Source organism: Hydrogenobacter subterraneus (assembly GCF_055390195.1).
Genome location: NZ_AP042473.1, coordinates 1230066 through 1255524, shown reverse-complemented (window position 1 = coordinate 1255524; position 25459 = coordinate 1230066). Strand labels below are relative to the sequence as shown.

27 protein-coding genes are annotated in these 25459 nt (G+C 43.1%); 15 read left to right on the top strand and 12 right to left on the bottom strand.

Annotated elements, in window-relative coordinates:
* Positions 1–2: 2 nt before the first annotated feature.
* On the top strand, positions 3–263 hold the full coding sequence (locus ACZ5GB_RS06870; RefSeq protein WP_464326489.1) for an EscU/YscU/HrcU family type III secretion system export apparatus switch protein: 261 nt from the start codon (positions 3–5) through the stop codon (positions 261–263).
* On the opposite strand, the gene ACZ5GB_RS06865 is transcribed toward ACZ5GB_RS06870, so the two are convergent.
* From ACZ5GB_RS06865 to ACZ5GB_RS06855, 3 genes are read right to left on the bottom strand one after another with little or no spacing between them, the layout of a single operon-like run.
* A complete protein-coding gene (locus ACZ5GB_RS06865; RefSeq protein ID WP_464326488.1) occupies positions 255–731 on the bottom strand; it encodes a hypothetical protein in 477 nt (158 codons plus the stop codon). The genes ACZ5GB_RS06870 and ACZ5GB_RS06865 overlap by 9 nt on opposite strands.
* The gene (hslU, locus tag ACZ5GB_RS06860; protein ID WP_464326487.1) at positions 728–2074 is read right to left on the bottom strand and encodes an ATP-dependent protease ATPase subunit HslU; all 1347 of its coding nucleotides are present in this window, start codon (positions 2072–2074) and stop codon (positions 728–730) included. The genes ACZ5GB_RS06865 and hslU overlap by 4 nt, the downstream gene beginning before the upstream one ends.
* A complete protein-coding gene (locus ACZ5GB_RS06855; protein ID WP_464326486.1) occupies positions 2055–2522 on the bottom strand; it encodes a hypothetical protein in 468 nt (155 codons plus the stop codon). Before ACZ5GB_RS06855 ends, hslU begins: the two co-directional genes overlap by 20 nt.
* 21 nt (positions 2523–2543) lie before the next feature.
* On the opposite strand from ACZ5GB_RS06855, the gene tsaE reads away from it, so the two are divergent.
* A complete protein-coding gene (gene tsaE / locus ACZ5GB_RS06850) occupies positions 2544–2954 on the top strand; it encodes a tRNA (adenosine(37)-N6)-threonylcarbamoyltransferase complex ATPase subunit type 1 TsaE (RefSeq protein ID WP_464326485.1) in 411 nt (136 codons plus the stop codon).
* On the opposite strand, the gene ACZ5GB_RS06845 is transcribed toward tsaE, so the two are convergent.
* Genes ACZ5GB_RS06845 through mtaB form a run of 3 tightly spaced genes read right to left on the bottom strand, consistent with a single transcriptional unit; the run spans position 2932 to position 5461 of the window.
* Positions 2932–3576: a hypothetical protein gene (locus ACZ5GB_RS06845; RefSeq protein WP_464326484.1), complete on the bottom strand. Its 645-nt coding sequence runs from the start codon at positions 3574–3576 to the stop codon at positions 2932–2934. The genes tsaE and ACZ5GB_RS06845 overlap by 23 nt on opposite strands.
* Positions 3577–3618: 42 nt before the next feature.
* Positions 3619–4230 carry a histidine phosphatase family protein gene (locus ACZ5GB_RS06840; protein ID WP_464326483.1) on the bottom strand — a complete coding sequence of 204 codons (612 nt, stop codon included), beginning with the start codon at positions 4228–4230 and terminating at the stop codon, positions 3619–3621.
* A complete protein-coding gene (gene mtaB / locus ACZ5GB_RS06835; protein WP_464326482.1) occupies positions 4223–5461 on the bottom strand; it encodes a tRNA (N(6)-L-threonylcarbamoyladenosine(37)-C(2))-methylthiotransferase MtaB in 1239 nt (412 codons plus the stop codon). The genes ACZ5GB_RS06840 and mtaB overlap by 8 nt, the downstream gene beginning before the upstream one ends.
* 33 nt (positions 5462–5494) lie before the next feature.
* On the opposite strand from mtaB, the gene murG reads away from it, so the two are divergent.
* From murG to ACZ5GB_RS06810, 5 genes are read left to right on the top strand one after another with little or no spacing between them, the layout of a single operon-like run.
* Positions 5495–6553, top strand: coding sequence for an undecaprenyldiphospho-muramoylpentapeptide beta-N-acetylglucosaminyltransferase (murG, locus tag ACZ5GB_RS06830; RefSeq protein WP_464326481.1), 1059 nt, complete (start codon positions 5495–5497; stop codon positions 6551–6553).
* A gap of 11 nt (positions 6554–6564) precedes the next feature.
* Positions 6565–7443 (top strand): UTP--glucose-1-phosphate uridylyltransferase GalU, encoded by an 879-nt coding sequence (galU, locus tag ACZ5GB_RS06825; RefSeq protein ID WP_464326480.1) that lies wholly within the window; start codon positions 6565–6567, stop codon positions 7441–7443.
* 11 nt (positions 7444–7454) lie between these two features.
* Positions 7455–8318 (top strand): COX15/CtaA family protein, encoded by an 864-nt coding sequence (locus ACZ5GB_RS06820; protein ID WP_464326479.1) that lies wholly within the window; start codon positions 7455–7457, stop codon positions 8316–8318.
* Entirely contained in the window at positions 8312–9190 is an 879-nt protein-coding gene (gene cyoE / locus ACZ5GB_RS06815; protein ID WP_464326478.1) for a heme o synthase, read from the top strand. Before ACZ5GB_RS06820 ends, cyoE begins: the two co-directional genes overlap by 7 nt.
* 1 nt (position 9191) lies before the next feature.
* Positions 9192–10523 (top strand): cbb3-type cytochrome c oxidase subunit I, encoded by a 1332-nt coding sequence (locus ACZ5GB_RS06810; protein ID WP_464326477.1) that lies wholly within the window; start codon positions 9192–9194, stop codon positions 10521–10523.
* Here ACZ5GB_RS06810 and mtnC read toward each other — a convergent pair.
* Entirely contained in the window at positions 10492–11175 is a 684-nt protein-coding gene (gene mtnC / locus ACZ5GB_RS06805; protein WP_464326476.1) for an acireductone synthase, read from the bottom strand. The two genes, ACZ5GB_RS06810 and mtnC, sit on opposite strands and share 32 nt — an antisense overlap.
* A 75-nt stretch (positions 11176–11250) precedes the next feature.
* Between mtnC and ACZ5GB_RS06800 the strand changes: the two genes are divergently transcribed.
* From ACZ5GB_RS06800 to ACZ5GB_RS06790, 3 genes are read left to right on the top strand one after another with little or no spacing between them, the layout of a single operon-like run.
* Entirely contained in the window at positions 11251–11484 is a 234-nt protein-coding gene (locus tag ACZ5GB_RS06800; protein ID WP_464326475.1) for a HypC/HybG/HupF family hydrogenase formation chaperone, read from the top strand.
* Entirely contained in the window at positions 11474–12595 is a 1122-nt protein-coding gene (gene hypD / locus ACZ5GB_RS06795) for a hydrogenase formation protein HypD (protein WP_464326474.1), read from the top strand. The genes ACZ5GB_RS06800 and hypD overlap by 11 nt, the downstream gene beginning before the upstream one ends.
* Entirely contained in the window at positions 12592–14298 is a 1707-nt protein-coding gene (locus tag ACZ5GB_RS06790; protein ID WP_464326473.1) for a hydrogenase maturation protein, read from the top strand. The genes hypD and ACZ5GB_RS06790 overlap by 4 nt, the downstream gene beginning before the upstream one ends.
* Here ACZ5GB_RS06790 and ACZ5GB_RS06785 read toward each other — a convergent pair.
* The 3 genes from ACZ5GB_RS06785 to ACZ5GB_RS06775 form a co-directional block, all read right to left on the bottom strand.
* Positions 14266–14865 (bottom strand): TetR/AcrR family transcriptional regulator, encoded by a 600-nt coding sequence (locus tag ACZ5GB_RS06785; protein WP_464326472.1) that lies wholly within the window; start codon positions 14863–14865, stop codon positions 14266–14268. The two genes, ACZ5GB_RS06790 and ACZ5GB_RS06785, sit on opposite strands and share 33 nt — an antisense overlap.
* Before the next feature lie 403 nt (positions 14866–15268).
* Entirely contained in the window at positions 15269–16117 is an 849-nt protein-coding gene (locus ACZ5GB_RS06780) for a hypothetical protein (protein WP_464326471.1), read from the bottom strand.
* A 123-nt stretch (positions 16118–16240) separates the two neighbouring features.
* Complete coding sequence (locus ACZ5GB_RS06775; protein ID WP_464326470.1) at positions 16241–18334, bottom strand: RelA/SpoT family protein; 2094 nt, start codon at positions 18332–18334, stop codon at positions 16241–16243.
* 17 nt (positions 18335–18351) lie between these two features.
* Between ACZ5GB_RS06775 and mreB the strand changes: the two genes are divergently transcribed.
* The 5 genes from mreB to murD are packed head-to-tail and all read left to right on the top strand — an operon-like array spanning position 18352 to position 23635.
* The gene (mreB, locus tag ACZ5GB_RS06770) at positions 18352–19383 is read left to right on the top strand and encodes a rod shape-determining protein MreB (RefSeq protein WP_464326469.1); all 1032 of its coding nucleotides are present in this window, start codon (positions 18352–18354) and stop codon (positions 19381–19383) included.
* Complete coding sequence (gene mreC, locus ACZ5GB_RS06765) at positions 19380–20168, top strand: rod shape-determining protein MreC (protein ID WP_464326468.1); 789 nt, start codon at positions 19380–19382, stop codon at positions 20166–20168. The genes mreB and mreC overlap by 4 nt, the downstream gene beginning before the upstream one ends.
* Positions 20165–20617: a hypothetical protein gene (locus ACZ5GB_RS06760; RefSeq protein ID WP_464326467.1), complete on the top strand. Its 453-nt coding sequence runs from the start codon at positions 20165–20167 to the stop codon at positions 20615–20617. The genes mreC and ACZ5GB_RS06760 overlap by 4 nt, the downstream gene beginning before the upstream one ends.
* Positions 20610–22376, top strand: coding sequence for a penicillin-binding protein 2 (gene mrdA / locus ACZ5GB_RS06755; RefSeq protein ID WP_464326466.1), 1767 nt, complete (start codon positions 20610–20612; stop codon positions 22374–22376). The genes ACZ5GB_RS06760 and mrdA overlap by 8 nt, the downstream gene beginning before the upstream one ends.
* 2 nt (positions 22377–22378) lie before the next feature.
* Positions 22379–23635: a UDP-N-acetylmuramoyl-L-alanine--D-glutamate ligase gene (gene murD / locus ACZ5GB_RS06750; RefSeq protein ID WP_464326465.1), complete on the top strand. Its 1257-nt coding sequence runs from the start codon at positions 22379–22381 to the stop codon at positions 23633–23635.
* On the opposite strand, the gene ACZ5GB_RS06745 is transcribed toward murD, so the two are convergent.
* Both ACZ5GB_RS06745 and ACZ5GB_RS06740 read right to left on the bottom strand, forming a co-directional pair.
* A complete protein-coding gene (locus ACZ5GB_RS06745) occupies positions 23613–24878 on the bottom strand; it encodes an NADP-dependent isocitrate dehydrogenase (RefSeq protein WP_464326464.1) in 1266 nt (421 codons plus the stop codon). The two genes, murD and ACZ5GB_RS06745, sit on opposite strands and share 23 nt — an antisense overlap.
* 168 nt (positions 24879–25046) lie before the next feature.
* On the bottom strand, positions 25047–25454 hold the full coding sequence (locus ACZ5GB_RS06740) for a pilin (RefSeq protein WP_464326463.1): 408 nt from the start codon (positions 25452–25454) through the stop codon (positions 25047–25049).
* Positions 25455–25459: the final 5 nt, after the last annotated feature.

Below are 25459 nucleotides of genomic sequence, written 5' to 3'. Positions count from 1 at the left end.
CCATGGAGGAGAAGAAAAAGGCCATAGCTTTAAGGTATGACCAGGAGAAGGACAAGGCGCCCGTGGTGGTGGCCAAGGGTGTAGGTGAGGTTGCGGAAAGGATAATAGAGACTGCAAAAAAGCATGGTGTTCCTGTGCTTGAAGATAAGGCTCTTCTTTCTGCCATGTTAAACCTGGAGGTTTATGAGGAGATACCACCAGACCTATACAGGGCTGTGGCAAAGGTGCTTGTCTTTGTAGGAGCAATCAAAAAATCAAGCTAAGTTCATGTAGGCCCTTCGGGCGAGGATGATCTGATACTTTAAGAGGCTGGAAAGGCTATGAAGTTCCTTTGCTACCTTTATAAGATTACGGTGTTCACCCTTGTTATATGATTCTTCAACCATTTTTAATATAAGCTTTATCCTATAAAGGGGGTCCCTTTCTTCTTCTGCTATCCCACGCAAGAATATGGGACATGCCTCTTCTATGGCTGGGAGTATAAGGCCCATCCAGGATAGGGCTTCAAGTACGAGGTTGAAGGTATATTCTCTGCTGTACTCCTCCAAAAATTCTTCTTGGGACCCTATTAACTCCTCTATAAGGTCAAGCAGTTCTATGTTGTGGTAAAGTACATCAAAAGCCGTGTTCACACTTACCTTAACCTTCTGTGATCCAGATAAAAGAAGAAGGTTTACAAGCTTCTCTTGGAGGGATAGAAGCTCTTCAATCCTTTCTAATATCTCCCTCATAGTATATACTTGGAGAGCTCTTCGTCCTTTATTATACCTTCAAGCTTAGCCCTTACAAACCTTGCATCTATTATGATCCTTTGACCAAAAAGCTCCGGTGCATTAAAGGATATATCCTCAAGGAGTTTTTCCATAACCGTATGTAGTCTTCTGGCACCTATATTTTCTGTCCGGTTATTGGCCTCTTCCGCAACGCGGGCAATCTCTTCAAGGGCATCATCTGTAAATTCAATGTCCACACCTTCCGTTTTTAAAAGTTCTATGTATTGGACCGTTAGGGCGTTTTTTGGTTCCTTTAATATCCTTACAAAGTCTTCCCTTGTTAGGGGGCTTAGTTCCACCCTTATAGGAAACCTGCCCTGAAGCTCGGGCATGAGGTCGGAGGGCTTGGATATATGAAAGGCGCCAGCCGCAATAAAGAGTATATGGTCAGTCCTTACAGGACCATACTTTGTTTTTACCACAGTTCCCTCCACTATTGGCAAAAGGTCCCTTTGCACACCCTCTCTTGATACACCAGGGCCAGCACCTGGAGTTTTTACAGCTATTTTATCTATCTCATCTATAAAGATGATCCCAAAGTTCTCGGCCCTATATATGGCCTCACGGGCCACTTCCTCCTGGTCTATTAACTTCTCTGCCTCCTCTGCCTCCAAAACCTGCATGGCTTCTTTTACCCTAAGCTTTCTCCTTCTCCTGCCTCCACCAAGCCCTCCAAGCATATTCCTTAGCTGTTCTTCAAGCTCCTCAAGGCCCGGAGGGCCAGCAATGCCTATCAGTGGTATAGCCTTTTCTTGAACATCCACCTCTACTATCTTATCGTCCAGCTCTCCCCTTCTTAGCTTTTCTCTCATCTCCTCCCTTTTGCCCGCATCTTGCATACCCCTCATACCAAAGCTAAGCTGTTGTGGGACAAGGTAATCCAATAGCCTCTCTTCTGCCAACCTCTTTGCCCTTTCTCTAACCTCCTGCATCTTCTCCTGTTTTACCATCTGGTAGGAAACTTCCACCAACTCCCTTACCATGGACTCCACATCCCTTCCCACATAACCTATCTCCGTATATTTGGTAGCCTCCACCTTTACAAAGGGCGCCTTAATAAGCTGGGCGATCCTCCTTGCTATCTCCGTCTTTCCAACCCCAGTGGGTCCTATCATAAGAAGGTTTTTGGGAGCTACTTCATCCCTTATATGCTCGGGCAATCTCTGCCTTCTCCAACGGTTCCTAAGGGCTATGGCTACAGCCTTTTTGGCTTGCTCCTGCCCCACAATATACTTATCAAGCTCTTCTACTATCCTTTTTGGTGTTAATTCTTCCAGTAGGTCAGAAAGAGATTTCGTCATCGTCTATCTTCTCCCATTCCATGGTTTCTATATCTATGCTTTTAACAAGGTCATCAAGGAACTTGTTTAGGTCCTCTGGGAAGGCCTCATGGGTAAAGTTGAAGGGGAATACCCTCTTTAACACATCCAAGGGTGGGCTACCTATGCCAAGGGCTGGTTCAATAACCTTAGGGATGCGCCTTGAGGCCTCAAGGCATGCCAGCCTATAGGCTTCCGAAAGGGCCAGCTCTATATCGGAGAACCTTGCCACCTCATCCCCATATTCATAAAGCACTATATCATAAGCATTCTTCTTAAACTCTTCCCAGTCAAGCACCTCTGTTATATACTCCCTTCCTTCCCACTCCTTTGTTTTGACGCACGCCCTATCCCTAAGTTTGAAGGACAAAACATATGAATCTACCAAATATCTATCCGCATACACATCCGGGAAAAAGAAAAATTCCATAGTGTTTATAATATAGCACCAATGCGTATAATTTCCAGATCGGAGGAAGAAACCTTAAAGCTTGGAGAGGCCATAGGCAGGCTTATAAAGGGTGGGGAGGTAATATGCCTTGTGGGAGACCTTGGCGCCGGGAAAACCACCCTTGTAAAGGGCATTGCAAAGGGTATGGGAATTCTTGAAGGTTATCAAGTAAGAAGCCCTACTTTTACTCTTGTGAATGAATACCCCACAAAAAAGGGACCTTTGATACATGTGGACCTATACAGGGCAAAAGACATAGACCTTTCAGAATTTTTAGGAAAGGGCCTTTTGGTAATAGAATGGGCCGAGGGCTTAGAAATCTGCCATTGTACCATAAAGATTGATTTCTGTGAAGAGGGAAGGGTATTAGAGTTTTTTGGATGTGATTTTATATATCAAATTGATAGCTAAAGTATACGGCCACGCCTTTTTGTTTGGCGTATTCTCTTACAGGAGGAAGTCCACCAAGCTGTTCCCTTGTCTTCTTATGCTCTTCTACAAGCCTGCTAAGGTTTTCTTCTGTAAGTTTTTGTGCTTCTGCCAGTTCTTTTATTTTTTCATCTGTGTGCCTTTGTGCTTCTGCAAGCTCTTTTATCTTTTCTGTTAGCTCTCTCACCTTTTCCTCTGTCTGCTTTTGCGCCTCTACAAGCTCTTTTATTTTCTCGTCTGTCCGTCTTTGAGCCTCTGTAAGTTCTCTTATTCTTTCCTCCGTCTGTCTTTGAGCTTCTGTAAGCTCTTTTATTTTCTCATCCGTTCTTTTTTGAGCTTCAGCAAGCTCTCTTACCCTTTCCTCTGTCTGCTTTTGCGCCTCTGCAAGCTCTTTTATTCTTTCATCCGTTCGTTTTTGGGCTTCTATAAGCTCTTGCACAGCCTTTGTAAGTGCCTTTATCTCTTCCCTTAGCTCAATAAAGTCTTTTCTTGTTACCACCTCCCCAATAGCCTTTTCAATCTCTCTAAAAAGCTTTATAAAGATGCCCCTTGTGCTGGGGTCCAGCTTTTCAAGGTCCTCCAATATTTCTGCGCTAATTATCATAAGAATTTAGTATATAACTTCCATAGGCTAAGGCAAGGACTTTCAAAGAACTTCTCTATGGCACAGCCTATTGAGGTATTTAAGCTCAAACCTTCCAGAGTTATAGCTTAAAAGTGTAAAGCCTGTGTTGTCCATGTGGATGTTCCAGAGGTTTTCAAGACCCAAGCCCATGGCAAGGCATACCATGGCATGAAGCGTTCCACCATGTGCAACCACCAAAATATTTTTGTATGGCCCTTTTACTATATCCTCCAAAAAGCTTTCTACCCTTTTTCTAAAATCTTCCATATTTTCCTGCGTTGGCAGGGGGTTTTTAACAGGGTTTGAAAGCCAAGCCCTAAAGAGATGTCCTTCTTCTTCCACAAGGTCCAAAAACCTCTTTCCTTCATAGCTTCCAAAGGACATCTCTCTTATGCGTTCATCTACGATCACCTCAAGGCCCAAAAGGTCCGCAATGGTAAGGGCTGTCTTATAAGCCCTCCTCTGTGGAGAGGAGTATATCACCTCTATCTCTTTGTCCAAAAACTCTTGTGCGGAAAGCCTTGCTTGAACAAAGCCAAGAGGAGTGAGGTCGCTATCAAGCCTTCCTTGAAATATGCCCTTCTCGTTATACTCACTTTGGGCATGACGCAAAAGGTATATCTTCTTATTCATCCAATTTTATTTTAACAACTGTGCCTATGCTTCCCTCCACATATCTTTCTAAGTGTATATAGTTTTCTGTCAAAAGCCTACCCTTTTCAATTACCGTAGCCCTAAGCTCTTTTCCAAGGTTCTTCTTATAAAACTCCTCTCTTTTTCTCTTATCCAAATCCTTTAGCATATCCACCCTTTCCTCCTTTATCTTTGATGGCACTTTCTTTTCCATCTTACTTGCCTTTGTAAAAGGCCTATCTGAATAGGGGAATATATGCATGTAGGCTATAGGAAGCTCCTCCAGTAGCTTATAAGTTTGCATAAAGTCTTCCTCATCTTCCGATGGAAAACCAACTATTATGTCCGTGCCTATGGCAGAAAGGGGCCTCCTATGCACTATATCTTCCACAAGGTTTATGTAGTCTTTTGCTCTATATTCTCTTCTCATAAGCTCCAATATACGGTCCGAACCGCTTTGAAGGGAAAGATGAAAATGGGGTAACACCTTTTCCTCCCATGTTATAAGGTCAAAAAGCTTTTGCTCTATCTCTGCAGGATACAGAGAAGAAAGCCTTACCAACTGTATGCCCTCTATCTTTATTATTTCTCTAAGAAGTTCATAAAGGCTTGTGCCTATGTCCCAGCCATACTGGGTAAGCTGTGTGCCGGTAAGCACCACCTCTTGAAAACCCCTTTGGGCCAAAAGCTTTATCTCCTCAAGGACCTTTTCTACAGGCACGCTCCTTACCTTGCCCCTTGCGTAGGGTATAACACAAAAGGTGCAAAACCTATTACAACCCTCTTGCACCTTTACAAAGGGCCTTGCCTTCTCAAAGTAGGTGATAAGGTCAAAGCTTTCAACTCTTGACTGTCGGAAAAGGTTTTCCAAAAAGACCCTCTCACCCTTACCCTGCAAAAACTCTTCCACAATTTCCAAAATTCTGTGCTTGTGAGAGTTTCCAACTACCAAATCCACATCTTCCATACTGGCAAGGGCTTGCGGATTAACCTGTGCATAGCAACCGGTAGCCACCACAAGGGCCTTTGGGTTTTTTCTCTTTAACCTATGGATGGCTTGACGGGAAGACCTGTCAGCCTCTGCAGTAACGGTGCATGTATTTACTATGTATACATCCGCAATATCCTTATAATCCACTATCTCATAGCCTTTTAGCCTAAAGGCGTTTGCCATAAGCTCCGTATCAAAATAGTTGCTCCTACACCCAAGGGTGAAAAAAGAAACCTTCATGGAAATATTAATATAGGCTTATAATGGCTTATAATGAGGCTTTTTGTCTCCGGTGGTGGGACTGGTGGGCATTTCTTCCCAGCTCTTGCTTTGATAGAGTGCTTGCTTGAAAAGAGCTTAAACTCTGTTTTTGTTGGTTCGGAAAGGGGTATAGAGTACAAACTAAAGGATAAAATACCTACAGAAAGCCTTTTTGTCCCAGCCCATCCCTTTATGGGAAGAAGTGTAAAGGATAAGCTTTTGGCTATTTTAAAGAGTTTTAAGGGGGCTTATAGGGTTGCAAAGTTAATAAACAGTAAAGATATAGGAATAGCCTTTGGGGGCTATGCAAGTTTGCCTTTGGGCCTTGCTTCTCTTATGAGGGGTGCTTCTCTGTATGTGCATGAGCAGAATTCCATACCCAGTCAAAGCAACAGGCTACTTTCAAGGTTTGCAAAGAAGGTATTTATAACCTTTGAATACTCAAAAAACTTCTTCCCTCCTCACAAAACCATAAAAACTGGGCTTCCGGTAAGAAAAAGCCTTATAAAAGGTATAGCTTTAAGCAGAGAGGAGGCTTTAAGAAGACTTGGCCTTGAAGATGAGCCTACCCTTTTGGTGATGGGTGGAAGTCAGGGTGCAAGCTTTTTAAATGAGCTGGCAAAGGATATATTTGCAAAGACTGGATGGCAGGGTATACACATATCGGGAGAGAAGGACTATCAAGCCTTAAAAGATTTTTACAAAGAAAGAGGTCTAAAGGTGCTTCTTTTTAGCTTTAGCCATGATATGCACCTTATATACAGGGCAAGCACCATAGCTTTGAGTAGAAGCGGAGCCAGTTCAATCACAGAGCTTTCCCTCTATGGAATCCCTTCCCTCTTTATACCCTTTCCACATGCCATACACAACCACCAGTTTTATAACGCAAAAGAGATAGAAGAATTGGGAGGTGGTATTACCATAAGGCAGGAAGAAGCCCATATGGATAAGGTTCTTACCTCTTTACAAAAACTCATGGAAAATCACTCTTACTATTCAAAAAACATATCCTTATTTGCCAATCCTCTTGCCTGTGAAGAAATAATAAAGTATCTTTTATCTAAAAATTAGGAGGTGGAGCCATGGAAGTAAGAAAAGCAGTTTTACCAGTGGCAGGGTGGGGTACAAGGTTTTTGCCTGCCACAAAGGCCATGCCAAAGGAAATGTTCCCAATAATAGACAAGCCAGTTATCCAATTTATAGTGGAAGAATGCCTTGATGCTGGCATTGAAAACATCATTTTTGTCACTGGTAGGCACAAAAGACCAATTGAACACCACTTTGACATAAATACAGACCTTGAAAAACATTTAGAAAGCTGTGGAAAGACAGAACTTTTAAAGAATATAATGGAAATAAGCAGGCTTATAAACCCTATTTATATAAGACAAAAGGAACAGCTCGGTTTGGGTCATGCAGTGCTTGTGGCAGAACCAGTAGTTGGTTATGAACCCTTTATTGTGTGCTTGGGAGATGTTATTCTCAAAGATGAGGAGAACGTGCTTAGTAGAATGATGGAAGTATATAAAAGGTTTGGAAAGAGTGTTATAGCGGTTTTTGAAGTGGAAGAAAAGGATGTTTCCAAATATGGCATAATCAATGGAAGATATATTGAAAAGGATATTTACATAATTGACGACCTCGTGGAAAAGCCAAAGGTGGAGGAAGCACCTTCAAGGCTTGCCATAGTGGGTAGGTACCTTTTTACGCCAAGAATATTTGAAAAGTTAAAGATAACACCACCAGGAAAGGGTGGTGAAATACAGCTTACAGATGCCATAAAATTACTCCTTGAAGAAGAAGCTGTGTACGCCATAAAGATAGATTCAAAGGTCTATGATACGGGAACCCCAATGGGTTATATACAAACCATACTTGACTTTGCTCTACAAAGGGAGGACTTAAGGGATGGTCTCATTAAATACATAAAAAGTCTTAGCATAGAAACTTCTGAAGTATAATTTATTCCATTATGCTTAGGCTATCCATAGTGCTTGCCATACTATTTACTTATATAGTTATGATATGGGGAGGAGTTGTAAGGTCAACAGATTCAGGCCTTGCCTGTCCAGACTGGCCTCTCTGCTATGGAAACTTCCAACCTCCAAAGGAAACAGCAGCCAAGCTGGAGATGGGCCACAGAACGGTAAGCGGTCTTGCGGGCATATTTGTCTTCCTTACCTTCTTCCTTGTATGGTTCAAACACAAAACTTCCCCAAGGTCTGCCAAGATAACCTCTCTTATAGCTCTCATATTCACCTTCTCAGCAGCCCTTACGGGTATGAAGATGATAAAAATGGAAACACCGCACTTGAAATATCTATCTCACATGCTCTTGGAGTCCTTCCATATATATGAATCCATGATCATATTGGGTGCCTTGGTCCTAACTTATAGGTTTTTGTGGAAAGGGGAAGGCGAAGGCGGTGTGCCTTGGTGGGCTTATCTTTTTGCCCTAACTACTATGATAACAGGTGTGCTGGTGAGGTATACTGGCTCTGGTGAGGCCTGCGGCCATGAGTGGCCCCTTTGCAATGGCAAGCTCATACCAGACTTTAACAATTGGCAGGTAGCACTCCAGTTTGCTCATAGGAATATAGCCTACGTAACATGGCTTTCCTTCCTCTTGGCCATGGTGTCCAACTTTAACAGGACTACTTTGACCGCCTTCATCTTTATAAACATCCAATTTGTCTTCGCCATATCCATGGTGCTAACAGGATTCTTTTTACCTTTAGTCTTCCTTGACACTGCCATGGGATTTTTCCTCTTTGCATGGCTCACTTACAACTTGCAAATAAAATCTCATGAGGCAAGGTTGAAACCTGCATGGTAAATAAAGCTTTGGCATACAGCAATATATTGAGGGACTATTTAGTTCTTACAAAGCCAGGTATAGTACTTCTTGTTTTGATAACCACACTTACGGGTATGTACTTTGCACAGAGAGGTTTTCCAGACCCATGGCTTGTCTTTTGGACACTCCTTGGCACCGGTTTAGCTTCTGCGGGTTCTGCAGTTCTAAACCACTTTTTTGACAAAGACATAGACGCTCTTATGAACAGAACCAAAAGCAGGCCCTTACCAAGTGGTAGCATAAACCCAAGAAACGCCTTTATATTTGGCTTAGTTTTGGTCCTGCTTTCTATTGTAATCCTTTCTCTAAAGGTTAATCTGCTTACTACCTTTTTTGTTTTTTTGGCCTCCTTCTTTTATGTGGTAGTATATACCCTTGCTCTAAAGAGAAAAAGCCCCCTTGCTACGGAGATAGGTGGCATATCTGGCTCCTTGCCACCAGTAATAGGCTACGCTGCCGTTAGAGGAGAAGTGGGCTTTGAGGCTCTAATACTCTTCCTCATAATGTTCATGTGGCAGCCTCCACACTTTTGGGTGCTTGCCATAAAGTATGCTGAGGATTACAAACGTGCCGGCATACCAACCCTTCCTGTAGCAAAGGGCATAAAGCACACAAAAATGAAAACGCTCATTTACACAGCAAGCCTTTTGCCCCTTAGCCTTCTCCCATCCATATACGGCATTGCAGGCCATATATACTTTGTTTCTGCATTAATACTTAGTTCCCTCTATCTTATACTCACCTTCAAGTTTGTCTTTTCCAAAAAGCCCAACGGTATGTTCCTCTTTTTCTACTCCGTGCTATACATAGCCTTGCTTTTTTCTGTGATGGTCTTTGATATGAGGAGGTAAAATGGAAAAAAGGTGGCTTTTGCTCTCTACGGTTTCCCTCGGACTTGGAGGCTTTCTTGCTCTTGTGGCAGCCATAGCCCGAACACCTGCCATATACAAGCTTGTTCCCCCAGGCTACTTTTACCACTCCATAATAGGCCATGTGGACCTTGCCATAGTGGGCTTTTTCCTCACCTTTACCCTACTGCTTTGGCAGATAAGCTTTAAAAAAGAGCTAAAAGTTCCCTTTTATCTTTCCCTTGGTGGCATTGTGCTTATAGCCTTAGTTTCCTTGCTTGGTGTGGGACAAGGCGTTTCCAACAATTATCTACCTACAATTGACCACCCTATATTTTGGCTTGGCGCCCTTCTTTTCTTTTCCGGCTTTTGGCTTGGTGCCTTCAGCCTTCTAAAAAGTGCAGAAAGAGGCCTTTTTTTGGAGGAGCCAAAGGAACACCTCGCTTCTGTGGCTGTTATCCTTTCTGTTCTCATGTTCTTTGCCCTCCTCACCTCCATACCAAAGGCTGGCTCAAGGGAAGAGCTTTACCTCTTCTATGAAAGGCTCTATTGGGCGCCAGGGCATATTCACCAGTTTATAAACGGCACCATGCTACTCTATGCGTGGTATTTTCTCCTTGAAAAACAGGGAATAAATGTGCAGATTGGAAGACTAAAATACCTTAGTTTTCTTTTTCTTTCCTTTAGCTTTATGTATGTGCTTTTGCCCATCATCTTTGGCAACCCTGTATCAGAAGGTGCAAGAAGGTTTACAGATATGGGCTATGCCATAGGCCTTGGCCTCCCCATATTCTTCCATCTTTTCAACATTCTCAAAAACTCAAAGCTTGACCTCAAAAACCTTCCCTCCACAGCACTCCTCATATCCGTAATCCTCTATCTTCTTGGCGTCTTTATAGCCTATGCCGGAGTCCTCCCCTCCTTGGTCTCTTACGCCCTTAACCCGCAGGGAGAATACATAGGCATGAGGTCAAACCTCAGCATACCAGCCCACTACCATGGAGTCATTACAAGTCAAACCCTTGCCTTTATGGCCGTAGCCTACAGCCTCTTTTTGTCCTATGGATATGTTAAAAAGCTAAGCAAAATAGCCTTGCCACAGGTTTATCTCTACGGCGTTGGCATGGTCCTCTTTGTCCTTGGGCTATTTTTTGCAGGCCTAAAAGGCGCTCCGCGCAAAACCTACGGCACTGGCTTTACCCAAGACCCCATGGTGATCTTTTACCTGTCTCTGATGGGCGTAGGCACCCTTTTGGCCGTTGCGGGCGGTGTGATTTTTGTATTGTATGCTCTAAGGGTAGTCCTTAAGGGAGGTCAATCTCAAGAAAGCTCTTAACTACCCTATGGGTAGAGGGCTCTTTGCTGTCATACCTGTCAAGCTTTATGGTGTTCATGCCCGCATCCCTTGCCGCATTTAATTCCTCTTCCACATCGGACAAAAAGAGAAATTCCTTTGGCTCTAAGCCCACCTCCTTTGCTATCCTTTCATAAGACTCTTTTCCCTTTTTGCTCCCTATGGTGGTGTCAAAAAAGCCATCAAAAAGGCCTGTGAGGTCTCCATAATCCGTGTGTCCAAAAAAGAGTTTTTGAGCTTTTACAGAGCCAGAGGAGAATATGTAGAGTTTATAGCCATTCTTTTTCCACTCTTTTAACCTTTTGTATGCATCCTCATATATATGCCCCCTTAACTCTCCAGATAGAAAGCCCTCCTCCCATATGTGCCCTTGAAGCTCTTTAAGCAAAGGCTCCTTTAGGTCCCTGTCTATCCAATCCTCAAAGACCTTTACCGCTTCTTCAAGGTCAATCCTTTTCCCCAGCCTTTCTTCCAGCCTTTTTATGATAGAGCTTACCCTTTCCTCCTGCCAATGCTTTGAAATAAAGTCTCTTAACCTTTGCTTAGAGTATGGGAACATAACATCTTTTACATAAGAGAGGGAAGAGGTGGTGCCTTCTATGTCTATGAGCAGGGCTTTTATCTTTGATTCCATGGCTTTTTATTATATTGCATAATTGGGACTATGGCATATCTTTAATATGAATGAAAAAGCATTCAGGAGGATGGCATGTGCCTTTCGGTGCCTTCAAGGGTGGTTGAAATAAAAGAGAACAACACGGCGGTGGTGGAGGTTTTTGGGGCAAGAAGGCTTGTCTCCCTTGACCTTTTGCAAGAGGATATAAAGGTGGGCGATTGGGTGCTTGTGCATGTGGGCTTTGCCATACAAAAGCTGGACCCAGACTATGCCCTTGAAAGCCTAAGGCTTTTTGAAGAGCTATTGGAGGAAGAAAATGAGCCTTAACACGGTCCTTAGGGAAGCGGAGGGCATAAAAAGACTACAGAAGGCCATAAAGAAAACGGTGGAAGAGATAGGAAGGCCTATAAGGGTAATGGAGTTCTGCGGGGGCCACACGCATACCATAGTAAAATACGGAATAGACCAGCTTTTGGAAGACTATGTCATCTTTGTTCACGGCCCTGGCTGTCCCGTGTGCGTCCTTCCCATAAGCAGGGTAGACTTGGCCATTGAACTGGCAAGGAAGGAGAATGTAATACTTTGCACCTATGGGGATGTGCTTAGAGTTCCTGGTTCTCAAAGGAAGAGCCTTATGGATATAAGGGCTGAAGGTTGGGATGTTAGGATGGTCTATTCCTGCCTTGATACTATTAGCCTTGCTCAAGAAAACCCACATAAAGAGGTGGTCTTTTTTGCCATAGGCTTTGAGACCACCACTCCACAGACGGCGGTGCTTATAAAGAGGGCAAAGGAGCTTGGCCTAAGGAACCTCTCTGTAGTATGCAACCATGTTATAACGCCGGCGGCCATACAACATATACTTAACGCACCAGAGCTAAGGGACTATGGAAAAGTGCATATAGACGCCTTTATAGGGCCGGGCCATGTGAGTGTAATAATAGGCACAAGGCCTTATGAATACTTTGCGGAGGAGTTTTTAAAACCAGTGGTTATATCGGGCTTTGAACCATTTGATGTTATGCAGTCCGTTTATATGATAGCAAGACAGATAAAGGAAAGGAAGGCCTTTGTGGAAAACCAATATAAAAGGGCTGTAAGCAGGGAAGGGAACATAAAGGCACAGAGGCTTGTGGCAGAGGTCTTTGAACTAAGGAAAGAGTTTGAATGGAGGGGCCTTGGCAAGGTTCCTTACAGCGCCCTCAAAATAAACTCCTTTTATGAGGACTTTGACGCGGAAAAGAGGTTTGAGGTAAGACTCCCAGAGGCAAAAGAGCATCCGGCCTGCATATGCGGTAAGGTTATAAGAGGGATAGCAAGACCTACAGACTGCAAACTCTTTGGAAGTGTTTGCACACCCTCCAACCCTCTTGGGTCCTGCATGGTTTCCTCAGAAGGTGCTTGCAACGCCTACTTTAAATACAGGGGGCTAAGATGAGAATCCTTTTGCTTTGTCATCGCTTCAACTCTTTGTCTCAGAGGTTCTACTGTGAACTGTCCGAAAAGGGCCATGAGGTATCGGTGGAGCTTGACGTTCATCCAGAACTAACCATAGAGGCAGTAGAGCTATACAAGCCAGATCTTATCATAGCACCCTTTTTAAAGAGGAAGATACCAAAAGAGGTTTGGGAGAAGCACTTGACCCTTGTTGTGCATCCAGGGCCACCGGGGGACAGGGGGCCAAACGCCTTGGATTGGGCCATACTCAAAGGTGAAAAGGAGTGGGGAGTTTGCATCCTTTCTGCGGTAGAGGACTACGATGCGGGTGATGTGTGGGCCTACAGGACCTTTCCCATGAGGAGGGCAAGGAAGGCAAGCCTATACAGGAGGGAAGCAACGGAAGGAGCCGTGGAGGCCCTTTGGGAGGCTTTGGAGAAGATAGAAAGGGGAGAAAAAAGGGGAAGGCCACAAGAGGGTGGCGTGTTTAACCCAAAGGTAGATATAAGCTTGAGGAGGATAGACTGGCATAGGGATTCTACGGAGGAAGTCTTAAGGAAGATATACGCAAGCGATAGCCAGCCCGGCGCCTTGGCCAACGTAGAAGGAGAGGAGTATTACCTTTTTAACGCTTACCCTGAAGGCTTTCTTAAGGGAGAACCCGGCAGGCTTATAGCAAGGAGGGACAATGCCGTATGCATAGGAACAAGGGATGGTGCCCTTTGGATAGGCCATATGAGAAGTAAAGAAAAGCATTCTATAAAGCTTCCTGCCATAAAGGTCCTTCCTCAAAGGATAGTAGAAAGACTAAGGGAAGAGGCTATAAAGCCTTGGGAGTCTGTGGATTTTCCCACATACAGGGAGATAGTCTACAGAGAAGAAAAGGGCGTGGCCTTTATAGAGTTTGAGTTTTACAACGGTGCCATGTCCACAGAGGATTGCGAGAGGCTTTTGGAGGTCATAAGGTATGCCAAGCTAAGGCCTGTGAAGGTTATAGTTTTGCTGGGTGGTGAAGACTTTTTCTCCAATGGCATGAACCTAAACACCATAGAGGCCTCGGACAGCCCTGCCGATGAGTCTTGGAGGAATATAAACGCCATAGATGACCTTTGCGAAGAAATCCTTACCACCCTTGACAAACTCATGGTGGCTGGCATAAGGGGGAATGCGGGTGCTGGCGGTGTTTTCTTAGCACTTACTTGCGACATGGTTTTTGCAAGGGAGGGTGTGGTCCTCAACCCTCATTACAAAAACATTGGAAACCTCTATGGTTCTGAATTTTGGACCTATACCTTGCCCAAAAGGGTAGGATGGGAAAGGGGAAGGGAGATAATGGAAAACAGGATGCCCATAAGTTCAAAAAGGGCCTTTGAACTTGGCCTTTTGGATGGTGTTTTTGGCAAAAGCCCGGAGGAGTTTTTAAACAAGCTAAGGGAGCTTGTTCTATCCTTTGTGAATTCAAAAGATTTTGAAAGCTTCATAAAAAGCAAAAGGGAAGAAAGGCTAAGAGACTGGTCCATAAAGCCCCTTAAGGCCTACAGAGAGGAAGAGCTTGAAAGGATGAGGCTAAACTTTTATGGTTTTGACCCAAGCTACCACATAGCACGATACTACTTTGTGCGAAGGCACCTACCCTTTAGAACACCACCTTACCTTGCCATACATAGAAGATTAAGCTTTCAAAGCCCTCCAAAGGTTTTCTGAAACCTCATCCACATAGTCCATAAGGGATTTATCAAGAAGGCCCTCGCTGTGTAAAAAGACCATACCACCAAGGGGGCCCATTATGGTGGTAAAGGCTGGATAAAAACTCTGATTTCTAAGCTCCCCTTTTTCTATGCCATTGCTCAAAAAGACCATAACCTCTGTTATAACGCTTGCTATGCAGGCAAAGCCCTCACAGCCTTCGCTAAAGACCTCCCTGTTTACCAAAAAGACCTTTAGAAAGTAGTTTATCAGCTCCGGCTCCTCAACGGCTATTTCAAAAAAGCTTTTTACAAAAAGCCTTATCTTTTCCCTATAATCCACATCCATCTCTTCTATCTTTCTAAGCCTTTCCCCCACCCAGTTGGAGACTGTTATCATTATTTCCTTTGCCAACGCCTCCTTAGACTCAAAGTAGTTGTATATATTCCCAACGCTCATGCCAACAGCCTGGGCTATGTGGGGTATGGTTGTGTTGTAGTAGCCTTTTTCTGCAAAGAGTTTACAAGCCGCCCTGATAATTTCAAGCCTTTTTTGCTCTTTTAATTCCTTCCTTTTTGTGCTCATAAAAGTAATTTTAATTTAAGAGAAAAGCCTCTGGTGATAAATCTATCCTTTGTCATTACAGCCTGCATGCACTCCTGGTGTAATAGACTAACACTATCACATTGAAGATTGGGGTTGGCTCCGGTCCTTCATAATTTGTTTAATTTATTTTAGACTTACGCAGGGTGAGAAATTAATTAAGCAAAGGTTATACTATCATATTTTCTTGCTAAAAATAAATGAGACAGTTTTGAACATAATGTAGGGGCACGCTAATGCGTGCCAAAAAGTCCAAAATGTAGGGGCAGGTCTTGGACCCGCCCGATGTTTTATAATTTGGCAGGTTTAAAACTGCCTATACAAAAAACGAATTTTTCACTCTACGTGTATAAAAGTAATTTTAATTTAAACGCCGGGTGAGAAATTAGACCTCAAGTTCACCCCTCCTACAATAGCTATATCCAATAGCATAAGCATATACATACACAAGCACACAAGTTAAAGTCCTCCACCCACTACCAGCATTAAAAAGCTTTATCTGACTTATAACACCTTCCACTACCTGCCTTTTTGCCCTCATATCTTTACTATCACACACAATAACACCTTCACAACCCCTATAACCCCTATCTCCATACACCACACAACTCTCCACAAGCTTCCTAAACCATAAACTCCTTCTCTTCCTTTCCCTAAATGCCCTAACCTCATGCACACTTCCAAAGCTTATCCACACATCATAAACTCTTCCCCACCTATCACATAACACCATCATCAACATGCCATACCTGACCTCCTCAAACTCCACTACCTTCCCATTGTCTCTCCGAACTATCTTCCTTCTCCTCTTTGCCCACCATACCTTCCCTCTTACCCTCCTTATCTTCTGTGTCCTCGCCCTGTTTACATTGGCTATGTCCACTATGGTTCCATCTATTACAAGTTCTATCTTCTTACCATACAAAAGCCTTGCTAAAATCATAAGCCTCAGCTTGTGAAGCTTGTATTCTCTCAATATCCTGTATACTCTCTTGAGTCTGTATCTTCTGAAGATATGCCATGATTGTATGGATGGGTCAATAAGTAGTTTAGCTAAGGTGAGGACTTTTGTATTGGTTATGTAGGAGAGTATAAAGATGGCTGCTATATGGATGTCTGTGAGTTTAGGCTTTCTGCCTGCTTTAGCTTTTGGCACATTAAGGAATGGCAAGGCATTTTCAAGGTCTTTTAGGATTTGTTGGTAGATGCGTAGGTAAGGTGGTATAATTTCCATGGTAAAAACCTCCGATGGTTTTTAGGGCTACTATTATAGTAGCCCTGCTGTCTTTTTATTGATATGGAAGGTTTAGCTTAAAGGGAATTTCTCACTCGGCGTGTGTATAAAAGTAATTTTAATTTAAGAAAAGAGTCTCCTGCAGTCCTCCACACCCTCTATGGATTGCAAGGCCTTTACAACTTTTAAAAACTCCTCGTAGTTTTCCACCTGTATGGTAAAATCCATCAAAGCCTCCCCAGAAGGTGAGCTTTTTGTCCTTGCCTCCGTTATGTTGGCACCCATCTTTGATATGGTGGAAGTCACTTCGGCCAATATGCCAACCCTGTCCTTTGCTATAATCCTTAGCTTTGTATAATGAAGCCCTTGAGCCTTGTTCCACTTTACCTTAACAATCTTTTCTGGAGACACCTTTTGTAAATAGGCTATGTTTGGACATTCCTTTGAGTGTATGATAAGGCCCTTTCCTTTGGAGATCACACCATACACCTCCTCTCCCGGCAAAGGATTACAGCATTCTGCAAGCCCATGAAGCACATTACCCAAGCCATCAATGTATATAACATCCTCTACCTTTTCTTGTGGCTTTTCCTTCTCTCTTTTTCTAAATAGTGCGTATATGCGTTCCTTTGATAACCTGCCACTACCCAAAAGAAGTAAAAGCTCTTCCTCATCCTTTGCCCTGCTTTCTTCAAGTAGCTTCTTTATAAAGCTTTCTCTTTCTATTCCCAGTTTTTGAAGGTATAGCTCAAGCCTTTCTCTACCAAGCTGTATATACCTTTCTCTTTCAAGTTCTTTCAGCACTGCCTTTATCCTGCTTTTTGCCTTGGAAGTTACTACAAAGTTGAGCCACTCTGCATTGGGCTTTTTATTTGGGTTTGTTATTATCTCTACCATATCGCCGTTTTGAAGCCTGTAGTTCAATGGGACTATCCTACCGTTTACCTTTGCACCCGCACAATGATTGCCTATATCCGTGTGTATGTGGTAGGCAAAGTCCACGGGCGTAGCACCTTTGGGAAGCACCACTAAGTCCCCCTTTGGAGTAAATACAAAGACCTCCTCAGAAAAAAGCTCCAGCTTTAAGTTTTCCAAAAGCTCTTCCGGATTTTTGCTTCCCTGCACGCTTTCCACCAAGCTTTTTAGCCAAGAATAAACGCTGTTATCCTTTACATTCTTACCTTCTTTGTATGCCCAATGGGCAGCAATACCCTTTTCCGCCCTTTCGTGCATCTCCCAAGTCCTTATCTGCACCTCCACCATCCTACCCTTTGGACCTATCACCGCCGTATGAAGAGACTGGTAAAGGTTTGGTTTAGGTAAGGATATATAATCGTCAAACTTTCCTGGCACAGGCTTAAAGATGCTATGCACCAAACCAAGCACAAGGTAGCACTCTTGAACTGTATTCACTATAACCCTTACCCCGAGAATATCATGCACATCTTCAAGCCTTATACCTTTGCGTAAGGTCTTTTGCCATATTCCATAAAGGTGCTTTGGCCTATAGGTTATGTGGGCCTCAATACCAGCTTTTTTCAGTTCTTCTTTCAGCTTTGGTATAAATAACCTTTTTAGGTAGTCCTCCAGGTCCTTCCTGCTTTTTCCTACAAAGTTTTTTACCTCTTCATACTCCTTTGGATATAAATACATAAAACAAAGGTCCTCAAGCTCCGTTTTTACTTTCCAAAGGCCAAGCCTGTTGGCTATAGGCACATATATTTCAAGTGTTTCCCTTGCTATCCTTACCTGTTTTTCCCTACTAAAACATTGAAGGGTTTTCATATTGTGAAGCCTGTCAGCAAGTTTTATAAAGATAACCCTTAGGTCCTTTGAAAAGGCAAGTATTAACTTTCTGTAGTTTTCCGCCTTTTGTGTTTGAATGTCTTTGAAGTGTATTTTACTAAGCTTTGTAACACCTTCTACCAGGTCTGCTACCTCTTTTCCAAACTTTTGTTTTATTTCCTCATAGGTAGTTTGTGTGTCTTCCAAAACATCATGCAACAGGCCAGCTATTATGGTGCTTTTATCCATACCAAGCTCTGCAAGCGTTATGGCTACCTCTATGGGATGTATCACATAAGGTTCTCCAGATTTTCTGTACTGTCCTGCATGCTTTTCTTCTATAAACTCAAGTGCCTTTCTTATAGATTCATCCTCACCTCCTACCGCCTTAAAAAGTCTCTCCTCTTGCTTTTTACTTAAAATAGTCTCCATAGTTTATAATATTAAGGATGTTAAGCAAATTAGCAAACCTTTTTGGTTTTATTCCTAACAATGTAGGTATTGACCTTGGCACTGCTAATACGGTTGTTTATGTGCAAGGCAAAGGCATAGTCCTTTATGAGCCTTCCATAGTAGCCATTGATGTGCGGAGTGGAAAAGTGCTTGCAGTTGGCAAAGAAGCAAAAAACATGCTTGGTAAAACCCCTGAAAGCATACAAACCATAAGACCTTTAAGAGATGGAGTGATTACAGACTTTGAAGCAACAAAAGTTATGCTTTCTTACTTTATAAACAGGGCTATAGGAGGTAGCATTTTCAAGGCAAAACCTCGTGTGGTTATAGGCGTGCCTTCTGGCGTCACCCAGGTGGAAAAAAGGGCTGTGATAGATGCTGCTAAGAGTGCTGGCGCAAGGGAGGTTTATCTTATAGCAGAACCTATGGCCGCAGCCATAGGCGCAGACCTTCCCATAGAAGAACCCATAGGCAATATGGTAGTGGATATTGGTGGAGGCACCACAGAAATAGCCGTTATATCCCTTGCAGGCATAGTGGTATCTAATTCCATAAGAATAGCTGGAGATGAAATGACAGAATCCATAATACAGCATGTTAAGAAGAAATACCACCTTTTGATAGGTGAACAGACGGCAGAAAAGGTGAAGATAGAGCTTGGAAGTGCCATATACGAAGATGAAGAAAGGGTGATGGAGATAAAGGGTAGGGATGTAACTGGATTGCCCAAGGTTATAAATATAAGCAACAAGGATGTAACAGAGGCCCTTGAAGATGTTATATCTTCCATAGTAAATGCCATAAAGACTACCTTAGAAAGAACCCCACCAGAGCTGGCTTCTGATATAGCTGAAAGAGGTATTACCTTAGCGGGCGGTGGCTCCCTACTTAGGAACCTCAATGTGAGGATAGAACAAGAGACAAACATAAAAACAAGATACTGCGAAGACCCTATAACGGCGGTGGCAAGAGGTGTAGGAAAGGTGCTTGACAACATAGAGCTTATAAGGAAAGTATCCATGGTATGAAAAGGTATGGTGTCCAAATCCTTGTGCTTTTTCTTAGTGTGCTTCTTTATTTTACTAATCTTTCAACCTTACCTTTTATAAACCAACTTTATAACTTTTTAAGGTCTGTTGTCCAACCCCTCTTTGAACTTAAGGGAAACATAGCGGAAAATACAAAAAATCTTATAGACACTTATATACTTCTTAAAAACGCCAACATAGAAAACCAAAAACTCAAAAAAGAGCTACAAGCATACTATCTTTACAAAGTACAGCTTTATGCCTGTGAAAAGGAACTTCAAGACCTCAGCAAGGCTATAAACTTACCCTTTGAGATTAAAAAAACTTCTTTGGTTTATGCCAATGTGATAGCCTACGACCCTTCGGGTAATGATACCTTTATACTTATAAACAAAGGGCAAGATGCGGGACTGTGGGAAGGCATGGTGGTATTTTATGAGGATAAGCTTGTTGGTATTGTGGATGAGGTGTATGGTGGCTCTTCTCGGGTTAGGACTGTTTTCTCCAAAGACTTTTCCATAAGCGCCACCTCCAAAGACAAGGCATACATATACAAGGGTGGCTATCCTTATGGCTCTTTGCTTCATGTGAATTTGGAGGACCCATTAAAGGTAGGTGATACAGTTTTTTTGAGGTCTCCATCAAAGAACCTCCCCCCCTTTATCATAGGTACAGTAGTCAGCATTTCCGAAGAAGGTAAAAGCTTTTTCAAAAAGGTAGAGGTCAAACCAGCGGTTGATGTAAGAAGAATTTCCATCTGCACCCTAATAAAGGAAAAGTTATGAGATTTTACCTTCTTGCCCTAATAATCGCCTTCTTCCAAAGTTCGGTGCTGTTGGCCCTTTTTCACAATCTCCTTACAGTGCCAAACCTGCTCTTAGCCTATCTTTTTGTAAACCTATTAAGGGAAGAGGACTACAATCTAAAAAAGCCTTTGATATCTGGCTTCTTTTTGGATGTATTTCAAGATTCTTTGGGTTTACATATTTCAGGTTATACCTTTTTTTCAATATGGCTAAGCTTTCTAAAAGCAAGGTTTGATTTTCCAAATAGGACATCCTTATTGTTGGCATACACAGTTCTTTCTCTGGTTGAAAAGCTATGGGTGGTCATACTTTTCAGATTAAGATATTATCTGGAAATAAATCCTTTACTTTTCCTTTTGAGCTATGTGATTGAGCTAAGTTTTATTATTTTTATATCAAGGGGATATTTTAACAAGGTCCATGAGTAGAAGGCGTTTTTTGTTTTTGGCTTTTGTTGGCTTGATTGCCTATTTAATAGTTATGGTGCGGCTTTTTTACCTTCAGATTATAAGGGGCAAATATTATAAGGAGCTTTCTCAAAAAAACTATGTTAGAAAAAGGATCATATATCCTCAAAGAGGGGATATTTTGGACAGAAAAGGCGAAAAGATAGCTCAAGATGTGCCAAAATACATGCTTTTCCTTGACCACCAAAAACTACAAGAAGAGGGGAATTTAAAAGAGGTATTAGAAAATCTAAAAAGTCTCTTTAACGTCCAATTGGACTATGAAAGTTTAAGGAAGAGAAGAAGCATAGAGCCTATCCTTCTAATGGAGCTAAAAACACAGGAAGAGATAGACAAGTTTTATAACTATAGCTATAAACTACCTGGAGTTTTTATAAACACCATACCATCACGTTTTTATCCTCAAGGTGAGATATGCGCCCATGTGGTTGGTTATGTGGGCTATCCTACAGAAAAACATCTCCAAAAATATGGAGATAGGATAAGCACTCAAAGCCTTGTGGGTATGTATGGCTTAGAAAGGGCCTTTGACCAAGACCTTTTGGGTAAAGTGGGCGCAGAGGAAGTTATGGTAAACGCCGTTGGCAAGGTAATAGGCAACATTGGCTATGTGGAGCCAGAAAAAGGAAATACCTTAGTTTTAAGCATAGATGTTAGAATTCAGAGGATAGCTTACGAGGTTTTTAGAGATTCGGGCCACAAGGCTGGTGCAGTCCTTGTCCTTGATTCAAGAACGGGCGAAGTTCTGGCCTTGCTTAGCTATCCATCTTTTGACCCAAATAAAATCTCCGACCTATGGCAAGCTTATTCAGGGGACAGTTTAAAACCCCTCTTTAACAGAGCCTTGTATGCCAAATATCCACCAGCCTCTGTTATAAAGCCTGCCCTTGGCGTGGCACTCCTTGAAAAGGGCGTATCTCCCAAAGAGGGAATTGTATGCCATGGAAGCTTTGAGCTTGGAAACAGAGATTTCTTCTGTTGGAACAGGTCTGGGCATGGATGGGTAAATCTGCACAAAGCCATAAAGGACTCCTGCGACGTTTATTTTTACTATTATGGATATTACAAGCTTGGTCCAAGGGAGATAGAAAGGGTTTTAAGAAGCTTTTCTTACGGAGAAGAAATACCCTTTGACCTGCCCCTTTCAAAGGGCTTTATACCCACTCCACAGTGGAAAAAGAGTAAGCTTAAAGAGCCTTGGTATGGTGGTGATACGGTCAATATGTCCATAGGACAGGGCTTTTTGAAGGCTACCCTTTTTGAACAAACCTTAATGATGATGGCCATTGTGAACGATGGTGTTATATATAAGCCCATCTTGGTAAGGGAAAAAAGGGATGCTAATGGGAATGTGATATGGAAGGCAAAAAGGAGTGTTTATAAGGTGGTGAGGGCAAAGCCAGAATACTTTGCTTTGGTGAGGGAAGCTCTTAGGGATGTGGTAAGAAGCGGTACTGCCACCTCTGCCTACTCAAGCATAGTGGATATAGCAGGAAAGACAGGAACGGCACAAATATCCGTGCATAGCGCAAGGCGGAAAAACTTACCCTACCATCTTAGAGACCATGCTTGGTTTGTAGGCTTTGCACCCTACAGGGACCCTGTTTTTGTTATTGGTGTGCTTGTGGAACATGGTGGCTCCGGCGGTTCTGCTGCGGCGCCTATAGCGAGGAGAATACTTGAAAGGATTTATATGGAAGGAATACATAAGGAGCTATAGCCATGAAAAGATTCCTTGTTTGGGGTCTTGGTGTGAGCGGAAGGTCTGCGGTGGAGCTTTTGAAGGCAAAGGGCTTTGAGGTCTATAGCGGTGATGATGCAAGGGGTGATGACTTTAGAGAGTATTTAGACCTTGTGGACACGGTAGTTTTATCTCCCGGCATCCCACCAAGGCATCCCTTATGGAAAGAGGTAGAAAAAAGAGGATTGGAGCTTATAGGAGAGCTGGAGCTTGCTTGGAAGTTCTTCAAAGGCGTAGCCTTGGCCATAACGGGCACCGATGGAAAATCCACCACCACAAGGCTTACCTACCTTATGCTAAGGGAGTATTACGCCAATGTGGAGGAGGGAGCCAATGCAGGAGTTCCCCTGTCTCAAATAGTTCTAAAAAAACCTTCTTGCATTGCAGTGCTTGAGGTTTCTTCCTTTCAAGGTAAAACCCTTAAAAGCTTTAGGCCTCATATAGGTGCCTTTTTGAACTTCTCCGAAGACCATCTTGACTGGCATGAAAGCCTTGAGGACTATCTGTGGAGCAAAAGAAATATCTTTATGAGACAAGAGGAAGAGGACTTTCTTTTACTAAACGGCCTTGATGAAAGGGTAAGGGCTACAGAGAACAAGGCTAAGAAGTTTTACCTTTTTAAGGAAGGTGCAGATGGCTACATAAAAGATGGAAGGGCTTACTTCCTTGGTGAGCCTCTCTTTGAGGTGGAAAGGTTAAAGATAAAAGGAAAGCACAACTATCAGAATGCCCTCTTTGCCAGCGCCATGGCAAGGCTCATGGGCGTGCCTTTGGAGATAATCCAAGAGGTTCTCTATAGCTTTAAGGGCCTTCCCTACAGGATGGAATACCTTGGAAGCTTTGGGGGTAGGGAGGTCTATAACGATTCTAAATCTACCACCGTAAACGCTTTGAGGTCTGCCCTTGAGAGCTTTGAGGATGGAAAGGTGGTGCTTATTGCGGGCGGAAGGGACAAGGGAGGAGACTTTGAAAGTATTAGGGACCTTGTAAAGAGAAAAACAAAGGCCTGTTTGCTTATAGGTGAGGCAAAAGAAAGAATAGCCAAGGCATGGAAGGGCTGTGAGGTCTATCTTCTCCAAAGCTTGGAGGAGGCCGTAAATAAAGCCTTTGAACTTTCAAGCCCGGGAGATATTATCCTCTTTTCTCCAGCCTGCGCCTCCTTTGATATGTTCAGAGATTACAAAGAAAGGGGGGAGAGGTTTAAGGCTATTGTTTTCAGCCTATCCTCTCCGCAATAGCCTTTGCAAAGTCAAAGGTGCTTAGCTCCTTTGCCTCAAGGCCCATTTTTCTAAAGCCGTTGGCTATGTCTGGAGTTCCAAGCCTGTCGCCTATGGCCCTTCTAACCGCTTGATAGATAAGCTCAGCCGGCTCTTTCCATCCAAGGTATTCAAGCATCATGGCGCCAGATAAGGTCAAGGATAGTGGGTTTGCCATGCCCTTGCCTGCTATATCGTAGGCCGTTCCGTGAGTGCTTTCAAAGAGGGCATAGCCATCGCCTATGTTTCCGCTTGGCACAAAGCCCGGTCCACCCACCAAAGCAGAGGCAAGGTCGGATATATAATCACCGTTAAGGTTTTGAGTAATTATCACATCGTAGGCCTCAGGCCTTAGGACCAACTGCATTAACATCTGGTCTGTTATAACCCTTACCATCAAAACCTGTCCTTCCTTTGGCTCACCCTCCGTTATAACCCTTCCTTCAAACTCTGGCTCCTTTGCCACCTCAAAGGCCCAGTTCATAAAGGCTCCTTCCGTGGCCTTCATTATGTTCCCTTTTCCTACCACAGCCACCACCTTCTTGTTGTTTTCCAAAGCCCACCTTAAGGCCTTCCTCACGTGCCTTTTTGTCTTGTATTCGCTCATAGGCTTTACCGTTATACCGCAATCCTCGGGAAGAGCATACTCAGAAACGCCCATCTCTTTTATAAAGAACTCCCTCACCTTTTGTGTGTTTTCTGCCCTTGGCATGTATTCTATGCTCATATAAACGTCGTCAGAGTTTTCCCTAAAGACTGCCACATTGACCCTTTCGGGGTTTGGTATGGGTGCAGGCTGTCCAAGCCAATAGACTGGCCTTATGGCAGAGTAAAAGTCCATAGATTGGCGAAGGATAGCGTTGAGAGACTTTCCACCCTTTCCTACGGGCGTGCCAAGGGGGCCTTTTATGGAGACTATGGCAGTCTTTAACACTTCAAGGGTCTCCTCTGGCATACGCTTGCCCGTTTTCTCCTCAGCCTTATCGCCCGCAAGGAGTTCAACCCAATATATTTTCCTCTTTCCTCCATAGGCTCTTTCTACAGCCGTGTTTACCACATGTATCATGGCGGGTGCGATCTCTGGGCCTATGCCATCCCCTTCAATGTAAGGGACTATGGGATTGTCCGGCACCTCAAGGCTCTTATCCTCTTTAAGTTTTATAAACTGACCTTCCTGTGGTATGTTTGCCTTTCCTTCCCAAAGATACACATTGTCCCACTTCATACCTGCACCTCTTGAGTTTTTTAAGGAAGAAAATTTTACCACAGAAATTATATGATTTATATCATGTTGAAATGATGTGAATTTTATGTTATATTATCAACTGGTGCGCCTCCTTCCCTCGTGTGCCTTCATAGCACACCTCTTGGGGCCTTGCCCCTTCCCTTCTTCCTACTCTATATAACACCTAAAAGGTCTAGCGTCCACAGTGCAATAGGCTTTGTAGCTGTCAGATCCCTCAATGTAAGCTACTATAACACCTTGGGACAAAAGGCCAGAATTACTGCAGACAGGAGTGGTCAATACACTTATTTTTACATTCCCACCGGCCACTTGATTGTTTTCTCTACAGTTTGGAAACCTTGAGTCTCCTATTGGATTGTTATAAGTCTCATCCTTTGCTTCTGAACTACAATAGGAAGCAATATCATTCATACAAGCCCTTGCCAAGGGAAGAGCATAAGAGGTAACCATAGCTTTTGTTCTGTAGCTTAGGTAGGAAGGAATAGCTATGGAGGCAAGCACTGCCAAAATGGCAATCACTACCAAAAGTTCTATAAGAGAAAAACCCCTTTTCATAACAA